This window comes from Bradyrhizobium sp. NBAIM03 (assembly GCF_020194055.1).
GTDB classification, from domain to species: Bacteria; Pseudomonadota; Alphaproteobacteria; order Rhizobiales; family Xanthobacteraceae; genus Bradyrhizobium; species Bradyrhizobium yuanmingense.
Genome location: NZ_JADYVS010000001.1, coordinates 60,603 through 83,111, shown reverse-complemented (window position 1 = coordinate 83,111; position 22,509 = coordinate 60,603). Strand labels below are relative to the sequence as shown.

The following is a 22,509-nucleotide window of genomic DNA, read 5'->3' as shown; positions in this document are numbered from 1 at the left end:
TTATAAGGCGCGACTTAGCGACCATGTTGATGCTGCCCATTTTTCAAAGTCGGCTCGACGAGTTACACCGCTGCTCATAGCGGCTCACCTGGTCAGCGAGCACGGCTCGCTATGGTCTGCCTGCACCTCACGACCACGTCGCCGGGCGGTTGGGGAAAAAGTTCAAAAAACTTCGGAACGAAGTCGATGCTGTTGACTTGAGTTCGCCGACAGCCGATTTCGTATTTTGTTAAAGCAGATCATTTAAATGCATTTTAAATGCAGGTATTAAATGTAGCGGGCGGCGGCCCTGCGGCTGAAAGCAGCAGGTTTTCTGCCTTTTGAGGGGTGACTTCGACCATGCCCCATCAATGCGTCGCTTTAACAAAGGCGAAGTCTCGCTCCAGCGCGCCGCGCCATGATGGTTATATCAATCGCGACACGGCTCTCAATTATGAAACAGCCCTGCTTGAGTGCGCCTCCGGATCGCAGTCGGCCGTCGGCGAGATCTACGCTCGGGAGAAGGAACAGCTGCGCGCGATGGCGCACCGTATCGTGCACGACAGATCGCGTTCCGAGGACGTCATCCACGACGCATTCGCGCAGATTCTCCGGTATGCGAAAAACTTCGATCCTGCACGCGGATCCGCACGGGGCTGGATCTACGCGATCGTCCGCAACACGGCGCTCAAGATGCGGCAGAACGCCGGGCGCGAACTCGCGCTCGAGGAGGATGCATTGAATGCCCTCTGCGCGCGCGAACAGACCACTCCGAACCCTGCGTCCTGTATCCCAGACAGCATGACGCTGCGAACCATGCTCGATCAACTTGAGCCACAGCGCCGTGCGAGCCTGCTTTTGGCGATCGTCGACGGGCGCACACACGAGGAAATTTCCGAATACCTCCGGGTTCCTGTCGGAACCGTCAAGGCGTGGATCCGGAGAGAGCTCGTGGCCATGCGCCGGCAGCTCGAATGAGGCGTGAACTTATTTTTCGCCGCTGCATCCATAATCGTGCTTCGGCGACAGTAGGGGTGACCGCGTGGTGATCCGGGCAGGGCACGCGCGCGTACGCAGGTGCTCGTGACCGTCGCAGAGCTGAAGCGAGGAGCGAAGCCATGTCTATCCTGAGCAGTGTTACGAGCATTCTCGGGCTTATGAAGCTTGCGGGAACCGGCGTCCCACCCGAGGAACGCGCGTCCACCAAGCCTGACGACTGCGGCGACGGCAAGCCGTCAAAGTGGAATGACGATCACAGCGGCAACGACGAGTATTCGAACGGCGACGGCAAGGACAATTATTCCAAGCTTAGCGGCATGGGCGCCTACCCGAACGACGGCAAGGGCGACTACCCAGAGCACGATGGTGGCTGGAAGGATGCCAAGGACGGCGAATACCAGGCCAGGGACTATTGTGACCTCAAGTCGGCCGACCACGGCGGCACGGGCGACACCGATCGCAGTCCGGGTGAAGCGCTGGCCAAGTTCGACTTCTCCCATGGTGATTTCGCGGGTGATTTCAGGTCGCACGGTCCCGATCATTCGGGTGACATACACGGCGCGCTCGCTTCGATGTCTTGCGACGATGCGCTCGAATACGCCATCGGTTTAATGGGCCCAGCGGAGCACTTCGACGTAGGGCATTTCGACACGGCGACGGATACGTCGCACGACACGGATGCCTGACATGCCGAAGAGACGCGCCTGGCGGTGAATGCTGCCGGGCGAGAGTGGTTTTTGAGCGAGAAGGGCGGCGGTCATGCAGCAGGTAGAAAAGCGCGAACTGTTCGAACAAGAGCGGAAGATTTTCGAAGCCGGAGTGCAGCATGCCGACAAGCGATCCGGCTCTTTCAGCTTCTTGACGTGGTCGTTCTTCATTGCCCCGCTGATTGCCTGCGAAGAGTTTCTTGCCGCCTCGTTCAAATCAGCGCTGGCTGAGCAAGAAGATGCGACAGCCGCTCAGGCAGGTGCGGGGCCGCAACGGACGAACGACGAGCTGCCTGCGAGCGATCCCGCGAAACCGGGCGCGGAGGATGAGACGTCCAAAGGGCCGGCCGCTTCGTCGGAGACGCATGTGGCTCAGCTCGATCCGACCGGCCTCCCGGCGGAGCCTCATGAGCATACGCCCAGACCAAGCACCCCTCTTGGCGACGCAGTCGCTGCTGCGAACTATGGGGGTGAGGGCGGAGGTAGCGAAGATACCGATTCTTGCAAGCACCATGCTCACACCTCAGCCGACGTTAGTAGCGTGAGTTGCGTGAACTCGCCGTCAGCAGGGTCCGACGTCGGAAGCACTCAATTGCCCGGTGTGTCAACGTTCGAATCCATTCGGTCTGATTTGCTTTGCGGCTCGTCTAGCCCGTCGATCGGCGGCTCCGTTCCCCTGCTTGGAATGGTCGGCGATCTGAGCAATGACGTGGTGGTAGGGATTGCGCCGGTCGAGGCGATGGTGCCGCCGGCGCTCACGACGAGCGACACCGTCAGCACGCTATCGGATGGCGAGGTCTGCGCGATCGCGTCGCTCCAGGTGACGGCGCAGCCGACGCTCACGACCCTGGCCGACACCGCGGGCACGCTGCCCCACGACGTGGTTGGAACGATCGCGGCGGTCGAAGCGGCGGTGCCGCCGGCACTCGCGACGATGACCGACACCGTCAGCACGCTGCCCAACAACGTGGTCGGCGCGATCGCGCCGCTTGAGGCGGTGCAGCCGACGCTCAAGACGTTGGCGGACACCGTAGGCACGCTGCCGAACGACGTGGTTGGTACGATTGCGGCGGCCGAGGCGGCGGTGCCGCCGGCACTTGTAATGGCGGCCGACACCGCGGGAAGCAACGTGGTTGGAACGATTGCACCGGTCCAAGTGGCGATGCCGCCGGCACTCGCGACGAAGACCGACACCGTCAGCACGCTGGCCAACGACGTGGCCGGCGCAATCGCTCCGGTCGAGCCGGTGCCGCCGACGCTCACGAGCCTGGCCGACACCGCGGGCCCGCTGCCCGACGACGTGGTTGGAACGATTGCGGCGGTCGAAGCGGCGGTGCCGCCGGCGCTCACGACGGTGACCGACGCAGTCAGCGCGCCGCCCAACGATGTCGCCGGCGCAATCGCGCCGATTGATGCGGTGCCGCCGACGCTCACGACGTTGGCGGACACCGTGGGCATGCTGCCCGACGGCATGGTTGCTACGATTGCGTCAGTCGATGCGGCGGTGATGCCGGCACCCGCCACGGCGACCGACACCGTGGGCACGCTGCCCGATGACTTGGTTGGAACGATTGCACCAGACGAGGCGACTGTGATGCCGGCATTCGCCACTGCGACCGATCCCGTGGGCACGCTACGCAACGACGTGGCCAGCGCAATCGCGGCGGCCGAGGCGGTGCAGCCGACGCTCCCGACCTTGGCCGACACAGCGGGCACGCTGCCGAACGACCCGGTTGGTACGATTGCGGCGGTCGAGGCGGCGGTGCCGCCGGCACTTGTGCCGGCACTTGTAATGGCGATCGACACCGCGGGCAGCGACGTGGTTGGAACGATTGCACCGGTCGAAGCGGCGATGCCGCCGGCGCTCGCGACGACGACCGACACCGTCAGCACGCTGGCCAATGACGTGGCCGGCGCAATCGCGCCGTTCGATGCGGTGCCGCCGACGCTCACGGCCGTCGCCGACACCGTGAACACGCTGAGCAACGAGGTAGTTGGGCCGACGGGTCCAGACAGTCAGTCGACCGCGCTGCCGCAAACGGCCGCATCGGACAGCATGGGAACTCACACCCTTGCTAGTTCAGCACCAGCCCTTGAGATCGTGGACTTGGTAGTGGATACGGGCAACGGAGCACCTGGTGATGTATCACAGCCCACCGATGCGGCTGGCGATGCTTTGGCGAGTGCGGCGCCAGTCGCTGACACGAGCGCCCCGGTGCTCACCACAACTGCTGCTGCTCCGATCGATCCGCCGAGCGAGCTCTCGCATCCGGGCGACACTGCGAGTATGGCTGGCGACACTCTGGCGAGTATGGCTCCGGTCGCTGACACGAGCGAGCCCATGCTCATCACAACGGCTGCGGTTCTGACCAATGCGACGAGCGACGTGTCGCAACCGGCCGACACGGGCAGTGTGACTGCGAGTGCGTCGCCCATCGCTGACACGAGCGAGCCGGTGCTCACCACAACAGCTGCCGCTCTGACCAATCCGACCAGCGACGTCTCGCATCCAGTCGACACAGGCAGTGTGGCGGGAGATTCTCTCGCGGCCGTTGCTGACGCGGGCGAGCCGATGCTCGCCACAACGGCTGCTGCGCTGACCGATGAGCCGAGCGACGTGACGCAACCGGCCGATACGGGCAGTGTGGCTGGCGATGCTGTGGTGAGTACCGCGCCGGTCGCTGACATGCGCGAGCCCGTGCTCACCACAACGGCTGCCGCTCTGACCAATCCGACCAGCGACGTGTCGCATCCGGTCGACACGGGCAGTTTGGCGGGCGATTCTCTTGCGAGTGCGGCGCCGGTCGCTGACATAGGCGAGCCGGTGCTCGCCACAACGGCTGGGGCTGCGACCGATCCGCCGAGCGACGTGACGCAACCGGCCGACACGGGCAGTGTGGCTGGCGATGCTGTAGTGAGTACGGCACCGGTCGCTGACACGAGCGAGCCGGTGCTCACCACAACAGCTGCCGCTCTGACCAATCCGACCAGCGACCTGACGCATCCGGTCGACATGGGCAGTGTGGCGGGCGATGCTCTTGGGAGTGCGGCGCCGGTCGCGGACGCGACCGAGCCAGTGCTCACCAGCGCCGGAGACTCGCTCAGCAACCCCACAACCGAGTCGGTAGAGCCGGCCGCGCCGGACACTGGCAGCGCTCAAACGTCTGGATCGGCCGACACCCTTCTTGCGCTCGCCAGCACAGCTGACGCACCGATCGAGAGTTCGCAATCCGCGACCACTGCCCCGGAGAACGTCGTGACCAACACATCGAATGCCGTGGCAACGACCACTGCCCCGGGCGATGTGATCGCGTTGAACGATGCGCCACCGCCGCCAGCGGATTCGCTGTTCAACGGAACCCAGTATACTGACTATGGCGTCACGCTCAGCAGCGACATTGCGCCCTCCCAGACCGCCGTGTCTCAGCCAGACGTCGTCTCGGCTCAAGACAGTTCGGCGCCGGTGCCTGCCGATGTCCAAAACTCCGCGCCGCCGCCTCCCGACATCGTGGATAGTACTCCGATCGATCACGTTGGAACTCACGATGCCATCCTCTAGTGGGAGGCAAACATGGCAGCTGTCGAGACACTGGACGATCCGCAGCGCACCCACTCCAGAGCTCAACTGCGCGTCACACCCAACGGCGAGGCCCGCGACTATGTCGGACCTGTCAACGCGCTGGCCGCCTGGCGTTCGGTTGCGCGCACCAACCTGATAGCAGTCGCGGCATTTTCGGTCGTTGTGAATTTGCTGATGCTCACGTTGCCGATTTACCTGTTTCAAATATCCGATCGCGTGCTGACGAGCCGTAGTCTCGAGACACTGCTGATGCTCTCTGCTCTCGCGCTGGCGTTCATCGGTATCCTCTCGATCGTGGACATTCTGCGCCGGCAGGTGCTGGGGCGTCTTGCGACCAAGATGGAGGCGGTGCTCGGCGGCGCAGTGTTGGCGAGCAGCATCAACAACGCCAGGGCTGGCGAGGGCGGAACGATCCAGGCGATCCGCAGCCTTCACCAGGTGCGGGGTTTCATCTCAAGCCCTATCATGCTTCTGCTGATGGACGCGCCACTCTCGCCCCTCTACTTCGCAGTCATATTCCTCGTTCATCGACATCTGGGCTGGATCGCAGTGGTATCGGGCTTGGTCCTCACACTGATTGCGCTGATCAACCAGAAAGCGACTTCGGAGCGTCTGAGCGAGGCAGGGCTGCATGCCGCCGAGGCCGATGCAGCGGCCGAGTCGCTGGCGCGAAATTCGCAAGTGATCAATGCGATGGGAATGCTGAGCGAAAGCATTCTCCACTGGGGGCGCCGGCAGGCGCCGGCTCTGACGGTGCAGAGCCAGGCCCTTGACCGGAATTTCTGGATCAGCGGCGCGTCGAAGTTCGTCCGGCTCGTGGCCCAGATCACGATCCTAGGTACTGGCGCCTATCTGGCCCTCCACGCCGAGATCACCGCGGGCATGATGATCGCGGCTTCGATTATTGCTGGCCGCGCCCTGCAGCCGCTCGAAGGTTTGATCGAGGGATGGCGCAGCTGCGTGCAGGCGCGGTCGGCCTATGCCCACGTCAAGCAGGCGGTCGAGTCATTCCAGCGCGAGACGCCCAAGCTGCGCTTGCCAAGACCGCAAGGGCGCCTGAGCGTTGATCGGGTCTTGTATCTTCCGCCCGGCTCGAAGGAGCCGGTACTCAATGGTGTGTCGCTCGAGCTCGCGCCCGGAGAGTCTTTGGCCATTGTCGGACCGTCCGGATCCGGCAAGTCGACTCTCGCGCGCATTCTGGTGGGATGTCTGGTGCCGACAGCCGGAAAGGTCAGGCTGGACGGAACAGAGCTGCGCAATTGGGATCGCCGCCAGTTCGGGGAATATACCGGCTACTTGCCCCAGGAGGTCGAGCTATTTCCCGGTACCATCAAGCAGAACATCTGCCGCATGCGCGACGATTTGCCCGACGAGAGCATCCATGAGGCGGCGATGTTGTCGGGCATTCACGACATGGTCTGCCAGTTGAAGCAAGGATACGAGACCGTGCTCGACCGCAGTGGCGGGCCGCTCTCGGGAGGACAGAAGCAGCGCATCGCGCTCGCCCGGGCTTTCTTCGGCAATCCGTCGCTTGTTGTGCTCGACGAGCCCAACTCGAATCTCGATGCGGCGGGCGAGCAGGCTTTGACCGAAACCCTGCAGCGAGCCAAGAGGCGGGGGGTCACCGCGGTCGTTGTAACCTTGCGCCCGGCGCTCCTGAACAGTGTTGACAAGGTGCTCATACTGCGGGCCGGACGCGCGGAAGCGTTCGGCTCTCCGAGCGAGGTGCTGCATCGCTTGGTTCGGTCGCCCGCCACGGTCGGCGGAGATGCGCCGGAGCAGCCGCAGCGCATCGAATCCTCGGGCGGGTGACCAGCGCGGGAGGATAGCATGAGGGTAAAGGACGACATCGGTGAGTGGTACCGCGGCGTTCCGCTGAGCGCCAAATGGCCCATCTTTACCGGCCTTGCCATCCTGGTTGTTTGGCTCGGGTGTTTCGGCGTTTGGGCCGCAGTTGCCCCCCTCAACAGTGCGGTCGTGGCCTCGGGCACGTTTGTGGCTACCGGGCAAAACAAGCTAGTCCAGCACTTCGAGGGCGGCATCATCCGCGAGATTGCGGTTAAGGATGGGGATGTCGTCGAGGCCAACCAGGTCCTCGTTCGCATGGACGACACCGCTGCCAATGCCAAACTGAGACGGCTGGTTTTGAAGAAGTATCGACTGCTCGCCATGAAGGCGCGTCTAGAAGCTGAAATGAGCTCTTCGGATACTATCAAAACTCCGGCCGCATTCAGCGAGAGTGCACGTGATCCAGAAATCAAAGCGATTCTTGAGCGGCAACGTGCCGAGCTTCAGGCACGCCGGGCTAGTCTGGTGACCGAGGAAAGCGTACTTGTGAAGCAGATCGCTGCGCTGGAGGAAAGCATCCGCGGATATCAGGCGCAAGTTCAGTCCACCAAAGAGCGTATTGCCTTGTTCGCCGAAGAGCTGAAGGACAAGAATTCGCTTCTTGGCCAACAGCTGGTCCGCAAGTCGGATGTACTGGCGTTGCGACGCTCAGAGGCGAGTCTCGGGGGTGACCTCGGCGAATATCTCGGCCGCATCGCCGATGCGAAGGAGCGGATCGCTCAGGCGAACGAAAGAATAGCGCAGCTCCACGCCACGACGCTCCGCGACGCGATCAAGGAGCTACGCGAGACCGAGGCGGATCTGGACGACGGAGAGGAGCAGATTCGCGCCGCTCAGGATGTGGTCGATCGGGTCGATGTCCGGTCGCCGGTCCGAGGTATCGTGGTGAAGAACAATTTTCATACACCGGGCGGCGTGGTCTCTCCTGGTGTCGTGATCCTTGAGCTCCTGCCGATCGGCGAGGAGCGCATCATCGAGGCACATGTGAATCCCAAGGACATTTCGCACGTGAGTGTCGGCCAGGAGGCGCTGGTGCGGCTTTCGGCGCTCAACCAGCGCATCACGCCCATGGTGGGGGCGAGCGTCATCTACGTGTCAGCGGACGCCTTGGCGGAGCAAGTGCAGGGAAAGACCGAAGCCCGTCCCGACGGCGACACGCGTCGGGAATTCTATGTTGTTCGGCTGCGCCTGGACCAGGACGATATTCTCAGGCGAATGCCTGAATTCATCCCGACGCCTGGGATGCCCGCGGACGTTTACATCAAGACCGGAGAGCGTACGTTTTTCGAGTACATCATGAAACCTGTCCTCGACAGCTTCTCCCGCGCGTTCCGCGAAACCTGAAGCGAGCATTTTGGACTTGATGCTGAGCGCAGGACGGTGAGCTCAAGCCTTTCGTCTAAGGTTGCTAAACGGCGCCACTTCGCTCTCGCCGAGAGCTTTCGGTTGCGTATACTGACGCCGCGTTCAGGTTGATGCGGGGGATCGGCCGAGGCTCTGGGCTGTAAGGGTAAAGTCGTCACTGACCTTACGCGCGACGCGCCCTCCCGCTTCGCCTTGGACCTTGTTCAACGGCTGCTTGGGGCTTTTCCTAAAGTCGCTTCCTTCAAGCAATCTAACGGCTGATTGCAACGGCGGTGTTGGTTAGCCACCGCCGCTTTGATCGCCCGCTCCCAAATTCTCCTCGAGTTACCTTGCTGCTTGTGGCGGCTGCGGCTTAGGAACCGATGTCAGCATACGGATCTTCCATTGTCCGTTCTCACGAACATCAAGGGTCGTCCAGACAATATTCAAGTTGATAGGATCACCCTTCTCGGTCTTGCCGGTGACGTGCGCTTCGCCGGTGCGGATGACCATGTTCTCTGATAAAGGCTGAATAGCGTTGGTCGTGATTGCCAGATGATCCGCCCCTCTCTTGAACGCGCCTTCATAATATTTGGTGTTATCCGGCTCAATTCCATTCTGGGTCACTCGCAGGTAGTTCTTGGTGAAAAGCGACGTGATCCCTGCAGCATCCTTCTTGTTGAAGTGCTGCTCGTACGCTGTCGTCAACCTGCCGAATTCTTCCCTGAGATTTTGATCTGATGCAGTCGCAGGAATCGTTGATAGCAACAGTGAAAGACATACAGCTCCGAATGTGCGCATGAGTGTTACTCCCTACTGTTGATGCCTCCCTCGAATAGGGGATGGAGACGAGGCCGGCCTCCGTCCTCCTTAGCAACATCGATCGCGCGGTCGCGGGTTTGGGATGGGCAAGTACTGACCAGTTCCTCTTCGTACACGCTGCCGCCGACATCCTTGTTGTTCATCGATGATCGGCAAAGGCTCTCGGCCAATAACTACCAAGCCCGTTCCCGTTTCTAGGAGACCCCCTTCGTTTCCTTTAGCCACGAACGACAACGGCGCACGTCAGAGTACGAAGTCACTTACCGAGAGCGTGTGCCGGCCGACCAGGTCGATCTGGAATTCCGCGCTCGGGTCAGAGTCGACACTCCCCTCCACGATGGTATGCTCGGTGCCGGTTGCGTCGGTCTCATAGTGGTAGCCGAGTTGGCCACGCCCGAGTTGGCCCACGCCGCCGACCACGTTGGTGATTTCGCCAACAAACACGAACTCGGGATTGCCAGCTTGGCCTCCGTTTGCGTCGATCCCACCGACATCGATGCGATCTGCTGCCGCCGTAAAATCGATTATCAGATCTCGATTGGTGCCAAAACCTGCGGCCGCGGTGCTCGCGAATGTGAATGTGTCGTTGCCTGCTCCGCCAAAAAGCTCGCTCCTCGCATTGCTGGCCGTGATCGTGTCTTGGCCGGAGCCCCCCACCACGTTCTCAACGGATGTCAGACTATCGGTGCCGATCTCGCTGCTCGTTGCCGTCCCTGCAGTCAGGTTGATGACTGCATCGGCGCTGAGTCCGGCGAGGCTGTAGGTGTCGTTCCCGCCATTGCCGGTATAGTTATCATTGCCATCGCCTGCCGTGGCAACGAACATGTCATCGCCCGCTCCTCCGCTGATCGTGTCATTCCCACCGGCGCCAATGATCGTGTCGTTGCCGCCAGCGCCAGACAGCGTGTCAGCACCGCTGCCGCCGGTGATCGTGTTGGCCAAACCGTTACCGGTACCATTGAAGCTGCCGGTGCCGCCATAGGCCAGGTTCTCGATATCTGCGGACAAAGAATAGGTCGTGCTGGTCGCCACGACGGTGTCCGTGCCAGCATTCGCGGCTTCCACGATTACGTCCGACGAGTTGTCGACAAGATAGGTGTCGTTGCCGGCCAGGCCGACCAGCCGGTCGACGCCTCCTGCGCCATCGAGCGTGTCATTGTCGGCGCCGCCCGTGATAATATTGGCCAGCGCGTTGCCGGTACCTGCGAAATGGTCGGTGCCGACGAATGTGAGATTCTCGACATTGGCGATTCCGGAAAGCGTGAATACGGCGAGTGCCGTCCGGATCGTGTCGGTCCCTTCGCTGGTATTCTCGACGACGACGTCCTCAGAACTGTCCACGACGTAAGCGTCGTTACCCGCGCCGCCGGCCATCCTGTCGTTGCCCGTACCGCCATCGAGCAGGTCGCCACCAGCGCCGCCATCAAGCGCGTCATTGCCCGCGAGCCCCAGCAGCGTATCACCGCCGCCCTGGCCGCTGAGCGTATCTTCCTCACCGGTCCCGTTCAGAGTATTGGCGGCACCGTTGCCGATCAGGGATATGCCGGCCACATTCTGGACCGTAGCCGCAATGGCTTGCGTATCTGTGCCGCCATTGCCGTCGGAGACCTGGACGATGACGTCGTAGACGTTGTTCGCGTCGACGTCGATTGGCGTCTCAAAGTCAGGTGCGGCGTTGAAAGACAGCACGCCAGTGTTGGCATCAATCGCGAAGAGGTTCGCGTCTGATCCGCCAGCGATCGTATAGGTGAGCGTCTGTCCCGTGTCAGGATCGGCGGCGGTCACAGTCGTGACTGCCGTCGTATTCTCGGCGATCGCAATACCTGCCGCCGCCCCCCCGCCATCGGAGGTTATGGCTGGCGTATCATTCTTGTCGATGACATAGGCATCCCCCACAATGGTCGGCGGGCTGGCTTGCAGAATGGAGATCGAATTCGAGCCGAAGTTTGCGACTGCAATATCTAGCCGCCCATCACCGGTGAAGTCGCCGACTGCTGCCCAGCCGGGTTGGGTCCCGGCAGTCGCAAATAGCTGTTGGCTCTGGAACGTACCATCACCATTGCCGAACAGAACCGAAACGGAATTCACCAACGGGTTGGCGTACACAAGATCCAATGCGGTATCGCCATTGACATTGGCGAGTGTCACGGTGCCAGGTGCAACACCGTCACTTGCTATGCCGAGTGTATAGGAGAACGGCGCCCGGAAACTTCCATCGCCATTTCCTAACGCCACCGATACGGTTCCGTCGTAGCTACTGAACACCAAGTCCGTATCGGCATCGCCGTCGAGGTCCTCGAGCGCGACGGAAGCTGTGTGTGTGGAGGCGGGAACATTGGGAGCCGCCGTGAACGTGCCAGCTCCGGTCCCGAGGTAGATTTGAATGCCGAATGCCCCTGGAACGTTTGAGAAGGCGACATCTTCGATGCCGTCGCCATTGAGATCGGCGGCCGCAACGCCGAGTGGATCCGCGTTCGAGGCCAGCACGGTAGAGAGACTGAAACTACCGTCTCCGTTTCCAAGGAGCACGGAAACGCCGCCATTCTCGCCGGTGTTCGCAACGAGAACGTCGAGTCGACCGTCTCCATTGAGGTCCGCCAGCGCGGAATCCGATGAGTGGGCGCGGTTAGTCGGGGACGAAATCGCCGATTGGAATGTTCCGTCGCCATTGCCCAGGAGTACGGCAATGGCTCCGTTGGCGCCTGCGTTCGATATAGCGAGATCGAGCAGGCCGTCGTTGTCGACATCGGCGATCGAAACGCCGTTGAGATCATGGCCTGCAGCGTAATTCACCGGCTCCTGGAAGGTGCCGTCACCATTGCCCAGCATGACCGAAATCTCGCCCGAGGTGGATTCGGACACGAGGTCTTGCTTGCCATCGCCGCTCAAGTCACCGCTCGCGACATGCCCAGCGATCCCTGAGATGGACGAAATGACCTGGAAGGCGCCTCCCGCCAGGGGATTGCCGGCGAGGTCGCGCACCTCCGCGCCGGTGACACCGAGTGCCACCGTGCCATCACCAGTGCCCGTATCGACGGTCACTACGTATTGTGCGCCATCGCTGCCCGTGACGGGCGTCACGCTGGCAATGCTGGCGCCGATCACGGCGCCAGTCGTCGTCAGAGAAAACTGGCTCGCATCCACGCCGGTCACGGCCTCGGAGAACGTGACGGTGTAGTGCACTGTTTGCGCATTCGTCGGCGTATCGTCGCTGCGCGTGACGCTCATGACCGTCGGCGCGATGTCGTCGACATCGGTCACGGTCACTGCAACTGCCTGCGTATTCGTTGCACCACTACCGTCGGAAACCTGCACGGTCACCCTGTATACGTTGTCGCCATCGGCGTCGGTGGGGGCCTCGAAGTTTGGGGCGGAGGCAAAAGAGAGCGCGCCAGTATCGGCATTGATCACGAACTTGCTGGCGTCTTCACCGCCTGTGATCGCATAGGTGAGGGCTTGCCCAGCCTCCGGATCGGTTGCGGCGAGGGTCGCCACGGCCGTGGTATTTTCCGCAATCGAGATCGACAGCAGGGCGGGCGCGCCGAAAGTGGTGTCGAGGCTGCCGTCAGCGTTGTAGCGAAGGAGCGCGAAATCGGCATTCGACCCGTTGCTGCTATATCCCGAAACCAGAATCTTGCCGTCGGGCTGCAACTTTACGCTATACCCCTCGTCCGAGCCGGCGCCGATCTGCGTCGTGATCGTGCCGCCAATGCCAAAGGTCGTATCGAGGTTGCCGTCCGTGTTGTAGCGGACAAGGGTAAAATCCGTGTTCGACCCATTGAAGCTGTTTCCTGCCACCAGAATCTTGCCGTCAGGCTGGATCGCGACGCTGCTCCCGACGTCGCTGCCCGGCACAACGCTAGTCCTGACCGTGCCGTCGCCGGCAAACGACGTATCGAGGCTGCCGTCGGCGTTGTACCGCACGACGGCGATGTCGGCATTCGGGCCCGTTTGGCTAATGCCCGCAATTACGATCTTGCCGTTGGCCTGCACGGCGACGCTTTGACCAACGTCATTGGTACCGCCAAAGTCCGTGGTGACCGTGCCGTCGCCACCGAAGCTCGTGTCGAGACTGCCGTCCGGGTTGTAGCGAACGATTGCGAAGTCGTTCGGCCCGTTCCCGGTAAAACTATGGCCCGCGGCGATGATCTTGCCGTCCGGTTGCAAGGCGACGCTGTAGCTGGCGTCGTGAAACGCGACTGCCGTGGTAACTCTTCCATCGCCATTGAAGGTGGTGTCGAGACTGCCATCCGCGCTGTATTGCACGATCGCGAAGTCGAAGCTCGAGCCATTAAAGCTGTAACCTGAAAGGACGATGCTTCCGTCGGATTGCAGCGCTACACTCTGGCCAAAGTCATCGACCAGCAGATCTGTAATGACCTTGCCGCCGTCGCCGAAACCGGTGTCCAGACTGCCGTCGGCGTTGAATCGCACGATGGCAAAATCGGAGTCCGCGCCCGACCCGGTATAGCCTGCAACCAGAATTTGGCCGTTAGGGTTTACGACAACACTATAGCCATTGTCATCGGCACCGCCGAAATCGGTGACTACCTTTCCATTACTGCCAAAACTCGTGTCAAGGCGGCCATCTACGTCATAGCGAACCACGGCGAAGTCGACACCCGTGCCGTTGAAGCTACTGCCAGCCACCAAGATCTTCCCGTCAGGCTGCACGGCTACGCCTCGACCAAAGTCATCAGCCGGACCGATGGTCGTCGTCGTCATGCCATCGCCGACGAACGTCGGCGCCTCATTGACGTTGCCGACCGTCACGGCAATCGCCTGCGTATCCGTTCCACCGTTGCCGTCGGAGACTTGCACCGTGACGTCGTAGACGTTATCGTTGCCAGCGTCGATCGGCGCCTCGAAGTCCGGCGCAGTGTTGAAGGAAAGTGCCCCCGTGCTGTGATCGACGTTGAAAAGGCTCGCATCCACTCCACCGGCGATCGCATAAGTCAGGGTCTGCCCGGCGTCCGGGTCGGTGGCTGTCACCGTCGTGACCGCCGTCATGTTTTCCGCAACCAAGACGCCCGCCGTGTCGCCGCCGCCGTTCGAGGTGATGGCTGGTGCCTGGTTGTCGGGCACGACCTCGAAGATTTGTGCGCGCACGGCGTTGCCGGAAGTGTCGCTGCCCGTCTGGCTGGCATCAGTCCACGTGACGGCAAAACGCCCATCGGGCAGGGCGGTGATTGCCGGCTCAACTTGGTTACCTGCCGTTGTGGTGTTGACCAGCAACTCGGAGCCGGACGGCACGCCATCGGCGTCGAACACCTGCGCCCGCACGGCCCACGAGGACGTGTCGCCGCTCGTCTGGCTGTCATCGGCCCACGCGATCACAAAATGCCCGTCGGCCAACGCGGTGATGGTTGGGTCGGACTGATTGCCTGCCGCCGTGCTGTTGACCAGGAGCTCGAATCCGGACCGCGCGCCATCGGCGTTGAGTATCTGCGCCCGCACGGCGAGCCCGGACGTGTCGCCGCCCGTCCGGCTGTCGTCGGTCCACGCGACGACAAAGCGCCCGTCGGTCAACGCGGTGATGGTTGGCAAGTACTGAAAGCTTGCCGTCGTGGTGTTGACCAGGGACTCGGAGCCGGCCGGCGTGCCATCGGCGTTGAACACCTGCGCCCGCACCGCCCACGAGGACGTGTCGCCGCCCGTCTCACTGACATCCATCCACGCGACGACGAAACGCCCGTCCGCCAGGGCGGTGACTACGGGCTCAACTTGGTTACTTGCCGTTGTGGTGTTGACCAGGAACTCGGAGCCGGCCGGCGTGCCATCGGCGTTGAATATCTGTGCCCGCACTTCGTACTCGCCCACGTCGAAATCGTCCCACGCGATCACGAAACGCCCGTCGGCCAGAGCGGTTATGGCGGGCCTGACCTGGCTAGTCGTCACGGTGTTGACCAGGAACTCGGACCCGGACCGCGTGCCGTCGGCGTTGAAGACCTGCGCTCGCACGGCAGCGCCGCTCGTCGGACTGTCATCAGTCCACGCGACGACAAAACGCCCGTCGGCCAGGGCGGTAATGGTGGGTTCGATCTGATCGCTTGCCGTCGTCGTGTTGACCAGGAACTCGGAGCCGGCCGGCGTGCCATCGGCGTTGAACACCTGCGCCCGCACCGCCCACGAGGACGTGTCGCCGCCCGTCTGACTGAAATCAGCCCACGCGACGACAAAACGCCCGTCGGCCAGCCCGGTGATGATTGGCTGGGACTGATTGTTTGCCGTCGTGGCGTTGACGAGGAATTCAGATCCGATGGCCTGAATAGTCATTGCCGTCTCCCCTCCGTGGCCGCGCCTTATTTCTTCTTTTCTTGAGCGCCTGGGCCCTCGAATTCTGAACAGGCTGCGAGCGGCGCGAATGATGCAAATGTACCAATCGCCATGTACCTCGTTCGAGGTAGGGGATGCTTGCTGTCGCTAAGCCTCTGCTCCACCCTAGCGACGTTGCGACGGACTGCCGTAGCCCAAGTGGGTCTAGCGAGGATCGCGTAACCCTGTAAATCCCGCACACCCTTCCGATCTCGATGTCCCAGAGGTTTGCTTGGAAGGGGCAACCGCGATTGAACGTCGGGACGAACCACGACGATCAACAGGCACAAGGTCCCGTGAAATCACCAGGCCAACTGCCCCGGTTACGCGAAACGCCACAAGTCCGCGAACCGTGGAGAACACTCGCTTGAGCACATTTCGTACGGTCTCGTTCGCGATTCCGAGCTTCTCGGCCGGCTCCTTTGGAAGCGCTGCAGGCCAGCGAGCTGGGAAAGGGAGCAGCGTCGTAGATCGCCTCGGTTGCCGTAAACTCTGGCTCGTGGCGGTTGCGCATCGCACGTTCTCATCACTCGTTCGGCTCCAGGTCCACATGCGTCGCCGGCGTCTCACCGAGATCCGAATATGCCCAGCGTTCCGACGATCGCGGTCACGAGCTCGGCTTGCCGCCGCGTGTCGGTCTTCTCGAGCGCTGATGCGAGCTGGTTGCGCACGGTGTTGCGCGAGTGGCCGCTGACGCGCGCATACTCCGCCAGCGTCCGGCCCGCGATCAGCGCGCTGACGAGCCGCGCCTCGGCGGCGGACAATTTGAATGCCGCCAGGATCGCCTCTGGGGGAATAGATAACGCACACTCGGCCGCGACAACCAGCACAAGCGCGGTCGCCTCGGCGCGGAGACCGAGCATGAATTCCGAGCGATGGTTCGGTCCGTTTGGCTGCTCCGACCGCATGGGCACGGCCCAGGCAACGAACGCCCGTCCGGAGGCGCTTGAGGTCAAACGCACGGGCTGGGTTGCGAGCGCCGTCGGCGGGCGCAAGGCGCGCATCATGGCGACCTCGAATGCAGCGTTGTCGGCGCAATTGGCGGCGCGCAGCCGCTTGGAGCGATCGGTGCATAGCACGCTGTCTCGCCGTAACAGGTCTTCCGCCTTTTGATTGGCGAGCAGGAGCCGCCCGGTCCCATCAACCAGGAACGCGGCCAGCCTCAGCGCATCAAGACCGGTTCCGAGCGCTCGCTGGGCTGTGCGCGCAGCCGTCGTAACGCGATTGATCTCGATGGCGCGCATCAGGTGCGGCACCAGCAGCGCCAATTGACGTCTGTAGGTCTCTCTGTTGCTGCGGTACACGGACTCGTGCGGAGCGATGCTTAGCAGCGTCACGCCATAACCGTCATTGTGGAGCGATACACCCAGATGATCGGTGGTGATGCCCTGCGGTCTCATGAAATCGGCGTAAAACTCGGTGCGTTCAGCGATCTCAGGGTCAAGAAGATCGCTTGCGTAAATTACCTTGCCGACAGGGATGGTTTCGAGGCGTGCCGGTGGATACGGATTGATGCTGTGGAAATGCTTGGCATAAGACGAGTTGAGTCCGGGATCGTCGCCGAAATGTCGGAATACAGGTGTGGTTGCCGTAGCCACATCATAGAAATGCAAGATGCCGCGCGCGCCGCCAAAGGGGCCCGGCAGCGCATTGAGGAACGCCTGCCATCGTTCGGGATCGAGCGCCGAGTCGTAGAGCATATCTAGCAATCGGGGGAACTCTTTCTCGTAGAAGATACGCATGGCGCCGCCCCCTCCGGTCACTCGTCCGGACCGAGGTCCAGACATGGCGCCAGCGCCGTCACGACGCCAACCAGCTCCGCTTGCCGGTGAACACCGAGCTTGGCCATCGCGGCTGCCAGCTGGTTGCGCGCGGTGGCGCGGCATATGCCAAGCCGATCGGCAGTTGTCTGCAGGCTGTCACCCTCGGTGATACTCAGGACTACACTCGCTTCGGCTTGCGACAGCCTATAGAGGTTCTTGAGCACCTCGCTCGGGGGACTTGGCGCACGTCGCCGGTCGTTGATCAATACGAGGGCAAACCCTAGATCCGCGCCCAGAGTCGCGAGCGTCTTCGAGATCCTGAACGGCAACACGAGAACCTGATAGCGCCCGTTGCCCCCATTCGTCACCATAAAGCTCGCCGGAGGCGGCGCCTTCGCCGTCACGAAACCACTCTGGAGCGCGCGATGAAACGCTTCGTCGGCCCGACACGCGACGAACGTCAGCTCCGATGCCAGCGACATGCGCACGAGCCGACGTTGCTCCAGAAAAACGACGGCCCGTCGATTGGCAGCCACCACCTTGCGCGGCGGGCGCACCAAGAACGCGGCCCCGGAGATTCGATCGAGCAGCCCTTGCAATCCCCCCTCGGTAGCCCGCGCCGCGCGCAGGCGGGAGGTCACTTCCAGCGCCCGCGCAAAGTGCCGACCGACGCTGTGCAAGAATTGCGCGGCGGGCGCTTCGAGATGCGACAGGCGCTCGGGGATATCGCAGCTGAGCCGCGTCAAGGAGCCGGGCGATCGCTTGAACGTCAGGTTGGCGCCGTGCGTATAGTCGCCGGCCGGTTTCAGCCATTCGTGATAGAAGGGCTGCCGGTCAAGCCATTGCCGGCCGAACATCTGGGACGCTCGCGCCACCTGTCCCGGCGCAACGCATCGCAACAGGTCGTTGTACGGGTTCAGCTTATAATAGTGCGCGACGTATTGCCTGATCGAGTCCGGATCCCAGCCGGCTGTCGTTGTCGGCGGAAGATGGCCAATGCCGTCCATACAGATGAACAGACTGAAGGCTGTCCCTGGAAACAGACTGTGGCAGCTCGCGACCGCCTCCGGCCAGTGTGCAGGATCACAGCCCGCCTGGTAGATCTGATCGACTGTTTCAAGCAAAGCTCTGGTGGAAACAGACATGCCCCGGCCATCATCAATTTAAAAAAGAGCAACCGCACTTTTGCGCCGATCTGGCTTAGAATCGCGAGCATGTCGAAGCAGCGCAAAGTGACAACCAATTTCGTCAGCTCGTAAAACCGCTGCTCCGCATTCGTCACTTCCTCTATGTCGCCGGGGTCGAATTCCGACGGCTGTCGCCACGTTGGTGCATTACGATCTGGATGCCATAACCCCTCTCTCCTCCGAGTTGCTGCGGTCCCAAGATCCGTGCGCAACGCTCTGGCTCAGAAACCGCGAACCACATTCGAACGGAACGTGCTTGCCTTCTGCAGAACGGCGGCAACGTACGGTCGGTGCATCGTCGAGGCCTCGTGCGTGACTCGCTGTGAGTTGCCGGAACGGTTGATGCTCAGTCGCTAATTAAATATATATTTAATAACCAATTTAATCGAGCGGCAAGAGGAATTCGCTACATAGCACGAAATTCCGGGCGCTTGCGTAATTTAGCTTTATAATCGATTACGTCGCCGCCGTGGATTAATTACTCGGACCCTCGAGTAGGTGCGCGACAATAGACACTTCCGACGCTCGGACTCACGGCCGTTCCCTGTTCGGGCGCCGCCGACTCGCTGATACGAGGTCTCGATGATGTCCTCAATGCAGGACGCAACCATGCCGCCACTGCCGCGGGATCACAGGACGCATCCGCACCGAGCTGATTGGGCATAGGCCGACAGGCGCGGGTCGATCCCGGCATGCGCCTCGCAGAAGCAGTCTATGATCTGGCTGACTTTATCTCTGTAGTCGCGGCGCCAGTGTCCAAGTCCGTGTAGAGCGCTTTCCTGACAGGCGATCGATTTAAGCTGAAGGATGCGGTCCATGGTCTGCAGCGCGCAATCGTGGAGCGTTGGCAGGTCGGGGTCGCCGGGTAGAGCCAAGCTCGGAAACGCATCCCACCACATGTAGCAAACACCGTTTAGGGCGTTGCTAGCGGCTTCGCTCAGGTGGGACAGGCTAGGATCGCAACGAGGCTCGAACAATTTCGTAAATAGAGCCGCGACAGACGTGACGCAGCGAACACGGTCTTCGACCGGAACATCAGTTGAACAAAGCCACCGGCTGTCGCCGCCGGCACTGGTATTGACGAGGTAGGTTAGGCCCTGCGCGATTTGGCTGTCAGCAAATCCCTGTAACGCTGGCTCCGGGTCTTCAAACAGTCGGGTGAGATAAGACACGGCGTCAGCCGCCGGCGGATCCCACCAATCATGCTCGGGATCGAAGTACCACGGTGCTTGCTGAAAGCGAACCTCGCGTCCAAATGCGTGCTCCAGCCAATCATCAAAACTGAGGTTTTGAAGGCGCATCGCAACTGCCGCGGCCATACAAAGCAAGTGGATCCGCGAAACGACATCGTGGCCGCGATAAGCCCCACCGCTCATGAAGGTCGCTGGCCGATGCGGTTTCGCCGTAAAACTAGCCAATGGTAGGCTAGATGCGGGATGAAGCCAAGCCGCGAAACTTTCCGGATCAGGCCCAATCATGTTCTTCTATGCCGCAATGCTGACGCCGCGCTCGAGCTTATGCAGGAGACTGGCCGAAGCTGCGGCCGCTAGGATCAGTCCCGTTGCGCCCATTCGCCCTCACTGAGCCGGGCGTGACGGAGCAGGTCGGGCGCGATCCTGGTTCATGATAGAAGATTTCAGTGACGTTACTTTGATCATGTCATGCCCCACCTTCCCGACCCCAATCCCATTCGTCCCGGTCCCGGTCATGAACAGCGACTGCGCAATTTGCAGCGTCGTTTCCGTGCGGTATCGGCGCGCTATGATCGTACCACCAAGCTGCGCTCTACTAGGCTGCGGTGGGCCATCACGGCATTGATCGCAATCGCTGCCGTGTTGGTCGCATATCCAGCAATTTGGCTCCTTGTTTCGAGCCCGTGGTCGGTCACGATCACGCTGAAACACATCGCGTCCGCCTCCAATTGCGATTTTGCCCGCTTGGTCGGCTTAGCACCCGCGCGGCGCGGAGAGCCCGGCTATTGGCAGCACCACGATCGCGACGGGGATGGGGTTGCTTGCGAACCATGGCGGCCACGTCGGGGAGAGGTCCCGCAACGAACCGCAGCAATGGCCAACTCAGACTGAGTCACGCCGGCATGTGTGACGGGCCTCAGCAAGTGGTAGTGTTGGCCGTCGGTGAAGAGCGGTCGCGATCCATGATCGCATGCGCTGCTGCATCTAACCCGTCCGAGATATTGTCACTTCGAGACCTGATCCTGCTTTATTGGCAACTGCATGCTGGGCCATGGTGCGCTCGTGGGAGAGCCTCTCCTTGCGGACCTCAATACCCCAGAGCCAAACCCAATCCCTTCCAACATGAGGCGGCAAGAGGTCTTGCCTGATTGACGCGAGCACATTCCCTGATCGTCGGCGGAATTTCCCTGTTAGGATCTTGATGCATCGCGACGCAATGCCTGCGATTTCAACCCTCATTTCGCATTCTACGCCCGTTGGCGCCCCTGCGACGGGCACTTTTCCCTGCAAAATTCCCTGTAAGCAGGGAATTGATCGCCGGCGCCTTTTGCACTCTTGGGCAGGCGCTTTTAATGTCGGGCGCACAGGGAAACTCGCGCCTCGGCGCGCCCATAGCCCAAGCTACGCCCGTCGGCCACGCTTGTTCGACCGCTCTCCCAAAAAGGGCTCAAAGTGAGTCAAACAAAAACCGCCGCTACCGTTTGCTCGGCGCGGCGGCTGATGATTGCGGACGTCTGGGTTGCGATTAGACTGCCGCTTCGGTGCGTTACCGCACGTACCAATATCCCCACCAGCGCTGGGACACCGGCCGCGCCTGTGCCTTCATCGCCGCGACCTCCTCGGCAGGGCGCAGCTGCGGGCCATAGACCGCCGGCGGGTAGACGTCGTCCCAGAACACAAGTCCGCCCTGGACAGCAGCCGCCCGGTGTGACGGAGCAACGGTGAGCTCGGCGGCCGGCGCCAAGGATGTCGCCAAAGTGAGGCCGAGAGCAGCCAGAGCAATGGTTGGAATAAGGGGCCGGAAGTTCATTGGATTGAATCCCTCATGAAATGCGATGGGTGATAATGCGATGGGTTCCGGACGGTTGCAAGGGCACGGGCAGGCCGGCTGACGCCGAACTTCCGGCTGCAGGGGCGCATGGTCTCGCCAAGGCGCGTCGGATCGACCGCGACGGGACTTGATGCATTGAGCTGCGAGAACGTCTCTTAGATATGTCGTCGACATATATATAGAGAGAGTATTCGATGATCATCTCCGGCCGAGACGAGATCAGGCAGAGGCTGGCAGCGTTGCCGCGCGCGCGGCATGCATGCAAAGGAGACCGAACCTTGAACATTTTTTCGGCGCTCGTGAATCCCCGAGAACCATGATGTCGACACACTGCTCACTCTTGATAGGACGCGCACGATCCAGGACGATTCCCAGGACGACTCTCATGACTTCTGCGTTTGTCTCTGCTTCCATTTTCGGCGCTGGCCTCATTCTCGGATACGCGCTGCGCGCCTGGCGCGTCCAACGAAGAGCCGTGAGCTCATCCAGCAGCGCCTCGCGCCGGGTCTCGGGGCCCGCTCCGACCTCGACGTTCGGCCACGCCCGGCGAGCCTTTTAGGCATCATCCCATTCGATGACGGTATCCAGCTTCACACTGAACCCGATGGGACATGACGACATGAGTGAGCCCAAGAAGGATGCGCCGCGACGCTACATCGTGGACGGCGCCGGACAGCGCGTGCTCGTCGGTCTGACGATCTCGGAAACGATCGAGTTCGAAGCGCTGGACAAGCCGGACACCCGTCCCGGCGCCGAGCTGCTCGGGGAGGCGGCGCGCGTCCGAGAGGCCAGGCATGGCGAACGTTGGGTGGAGCTCTACGTCAAGCACGAGCGGGCCTGGAGCGACTGGATGGCCCAGACGCGTGCGCGGCCGGCGCAGCCGACGTTGCTCAACTAGAAATTGCGGACGTTTATTCCCTCCCTGAGACGGTCTCGCGCAT

Annotated in this window: 13 protein-coding genes; 7 read left to right on the top strand and 6 right to left on the bottom strand. The window is 61.7% G+C overall.

The window, feature by feature from the left end; all coding sequences use genetic code 11:
* Positions 1–339: 339 nt before the first annotated feature.
* From I6F21_RS00320 to I6F21_RS00300, 5 genes are all read left to right on the top strand, one after another.
* The gene (locus I6F21_RS00320; RefSeq protein WP_225138998.1) at positions 340–957 is read left to right on the top strand and encodes a sigma-70 family RNA polymerase sigma factor; all 618 of its coding nucleotides are present in this window, start codon (positions 340–342) and stop codon (positions 955–957) included.
* 140 nt (positions 958–1,097) lie between these two features.
* Positions 1,098–1,664, top strand: coding sequence for a hypothetical protein (locus tag I6F21_RS00315; RefSeq protein WP_225138997.1), 567 nt, complete (start codon positions 1,098–1,100; stop codon positions 1,662–1,664).
* Between the two features lie 73 nt (positions 1,665–1,737).
* On the top strand, positions 1,738–5,244 hold the full coding sequence (locus tag I6F21_RS00310) for a hypothetical protein (protein WP_225138996.1): 3,507 nt from the start codon (positions 1,738–1,740) through the stop codon (positions 5,242–5,244).
* A 12-nt stretch (positions 5,245–5,256) separates the two neighbouring features.
* The gene (locus tag I6F21_RS00305) at positions 5,257–7,077 is read left to right on the top strand and encodes a type I secretion system permease/ATPase (RefSeq protein WP_225138995.1); all 1,821 of its coding nucleotides are present in this window, start codon (positions 5,257–5,259) and stop codon (positions 7,075–7,077) included.
* 18 nt (positions 7,078–7,095) lie between these two features.
* Positions 7,096–8,457: an HlyD family type I secretion periplasmic adaptor subunit gene (locus I6F21_RS00300; RefSeq protein ID WP_225138994.1), complete on the top strand. Its 1,362-nt coding sequence runs from the start codon at positions 7,096–7,098 to the stop codon at positions 8,455–8,457.
* Positions 8,458–8,802: 345 nt separating this feature from the next.
* On the opposite strand, the gene I6F21_RS00295 is transcribed toward I6F21_RS00300, so the two are convergent.
* From I6F21_RS00295 to I6F21_RS00275, 5 genes are all read right to left on the bottom strand, one after another.
* Positions 8,803–9,258, bottom strand: coding sequence for a nuclear transport factor 2 family protein (locus I6F21_RS00295; protein WP_225138993.1), 456 nt, complete (start codon positions 9,256–9,258; stop codon positions 8,803–8,805).
* Positions 9,259–9,522: 264 nt separating this feature from the next.
* Positions 9,523–15,555, bottom strand: coding sequence for an FG-GAP-like repeat-containing protein (locus I6F21_RS00290; RefSeq protein WP_225138992.1), 6,033 nt, complete (start codon positions 15,553–15,555; stop codon positions 9,523–9,525).
* 605 nt (positions 15,556–16,160) lie between these two features.
* Positions 16,161–17,336, bottom strand: coding sequence for a helix-turn-helix transcriptional regulator (locus I6F21_RS00285; RefSeq protein ID WP_225138991.1), 1,176 nt, complete (start codon positions 17,334–17,336; stop codon positions 16,161–16,163).
* A 17-nt stretch (positions 17,337–17,353) separates the two neighbouring features.
* Positions 17,354–18,502 (bottom strand): LuxR C-terminal-related transcriptional regulator, encoded by a 1,149-nt coding sequence (locus I6F21_RS00280; RefSeq protein ID WP_225138990.1) that lies wholly within the window; start codon positions 18,500–18,502, stop codon positions 17,354–17,356.
* Positions 18,503–19,173: 671 nt separating this feature from the next.
* Positions 19,174–19,920, bottom strand: a complete 747-nt coding sequence (locus I6F21_RS00275; RefSeq protein ID WP_225138989.1) for a hypothetical protein — start codon at positions 19,918–19,920, stop codon at positions 19,174–19,176.
* Between the two features lie 285 nt (positions 19,921–20,205).
* On the opposite strand from I6F21_RS00275, the gene I6F21_RS00270 reads away from it, so the two are divergent.
* Positions 20,206–20,628, top strand: a complete 423-nt coding sequence (locus I6F21_RS00270; RefSeq protein WP_225138988.1) for an excalibur calcium-binding domain-containing protein — start codon at positions 20,206–20,208, stop codon at positions 20,626–20,628.
* 655 nt (positions 20,629–21,283) lie between these two features.
* Here the strand turns inward: I6F21_RS00270 and I6F21_RS00265 are convergent.
* On the bottom strand, positions 21,284–21,547 hold the full coding sequence (locus tag I6F21_RS00265) for a hypothetical protein (protein ID WP_225138987.1): 264 nt from the start codon (positions 21,545–21,547) through the stop codon (positions 21,284–21,286).
* Positions 21,548–22,187: 640 nt separating this feature from the next.
* Between I6F21_RS00265 and I6F21_RS00260 the strand changes: the two genes are divergently transcribed.
* Entirely contained in the window at positions 22,188–22,466 is a 279-nt protein-coding gene (locus I6F21_RS00260) for a hypothetical protein (protein WP_036013999.1), read from the top strand.
* Positions 22,467–22,509: the final 43 nt, after the last annotated feature.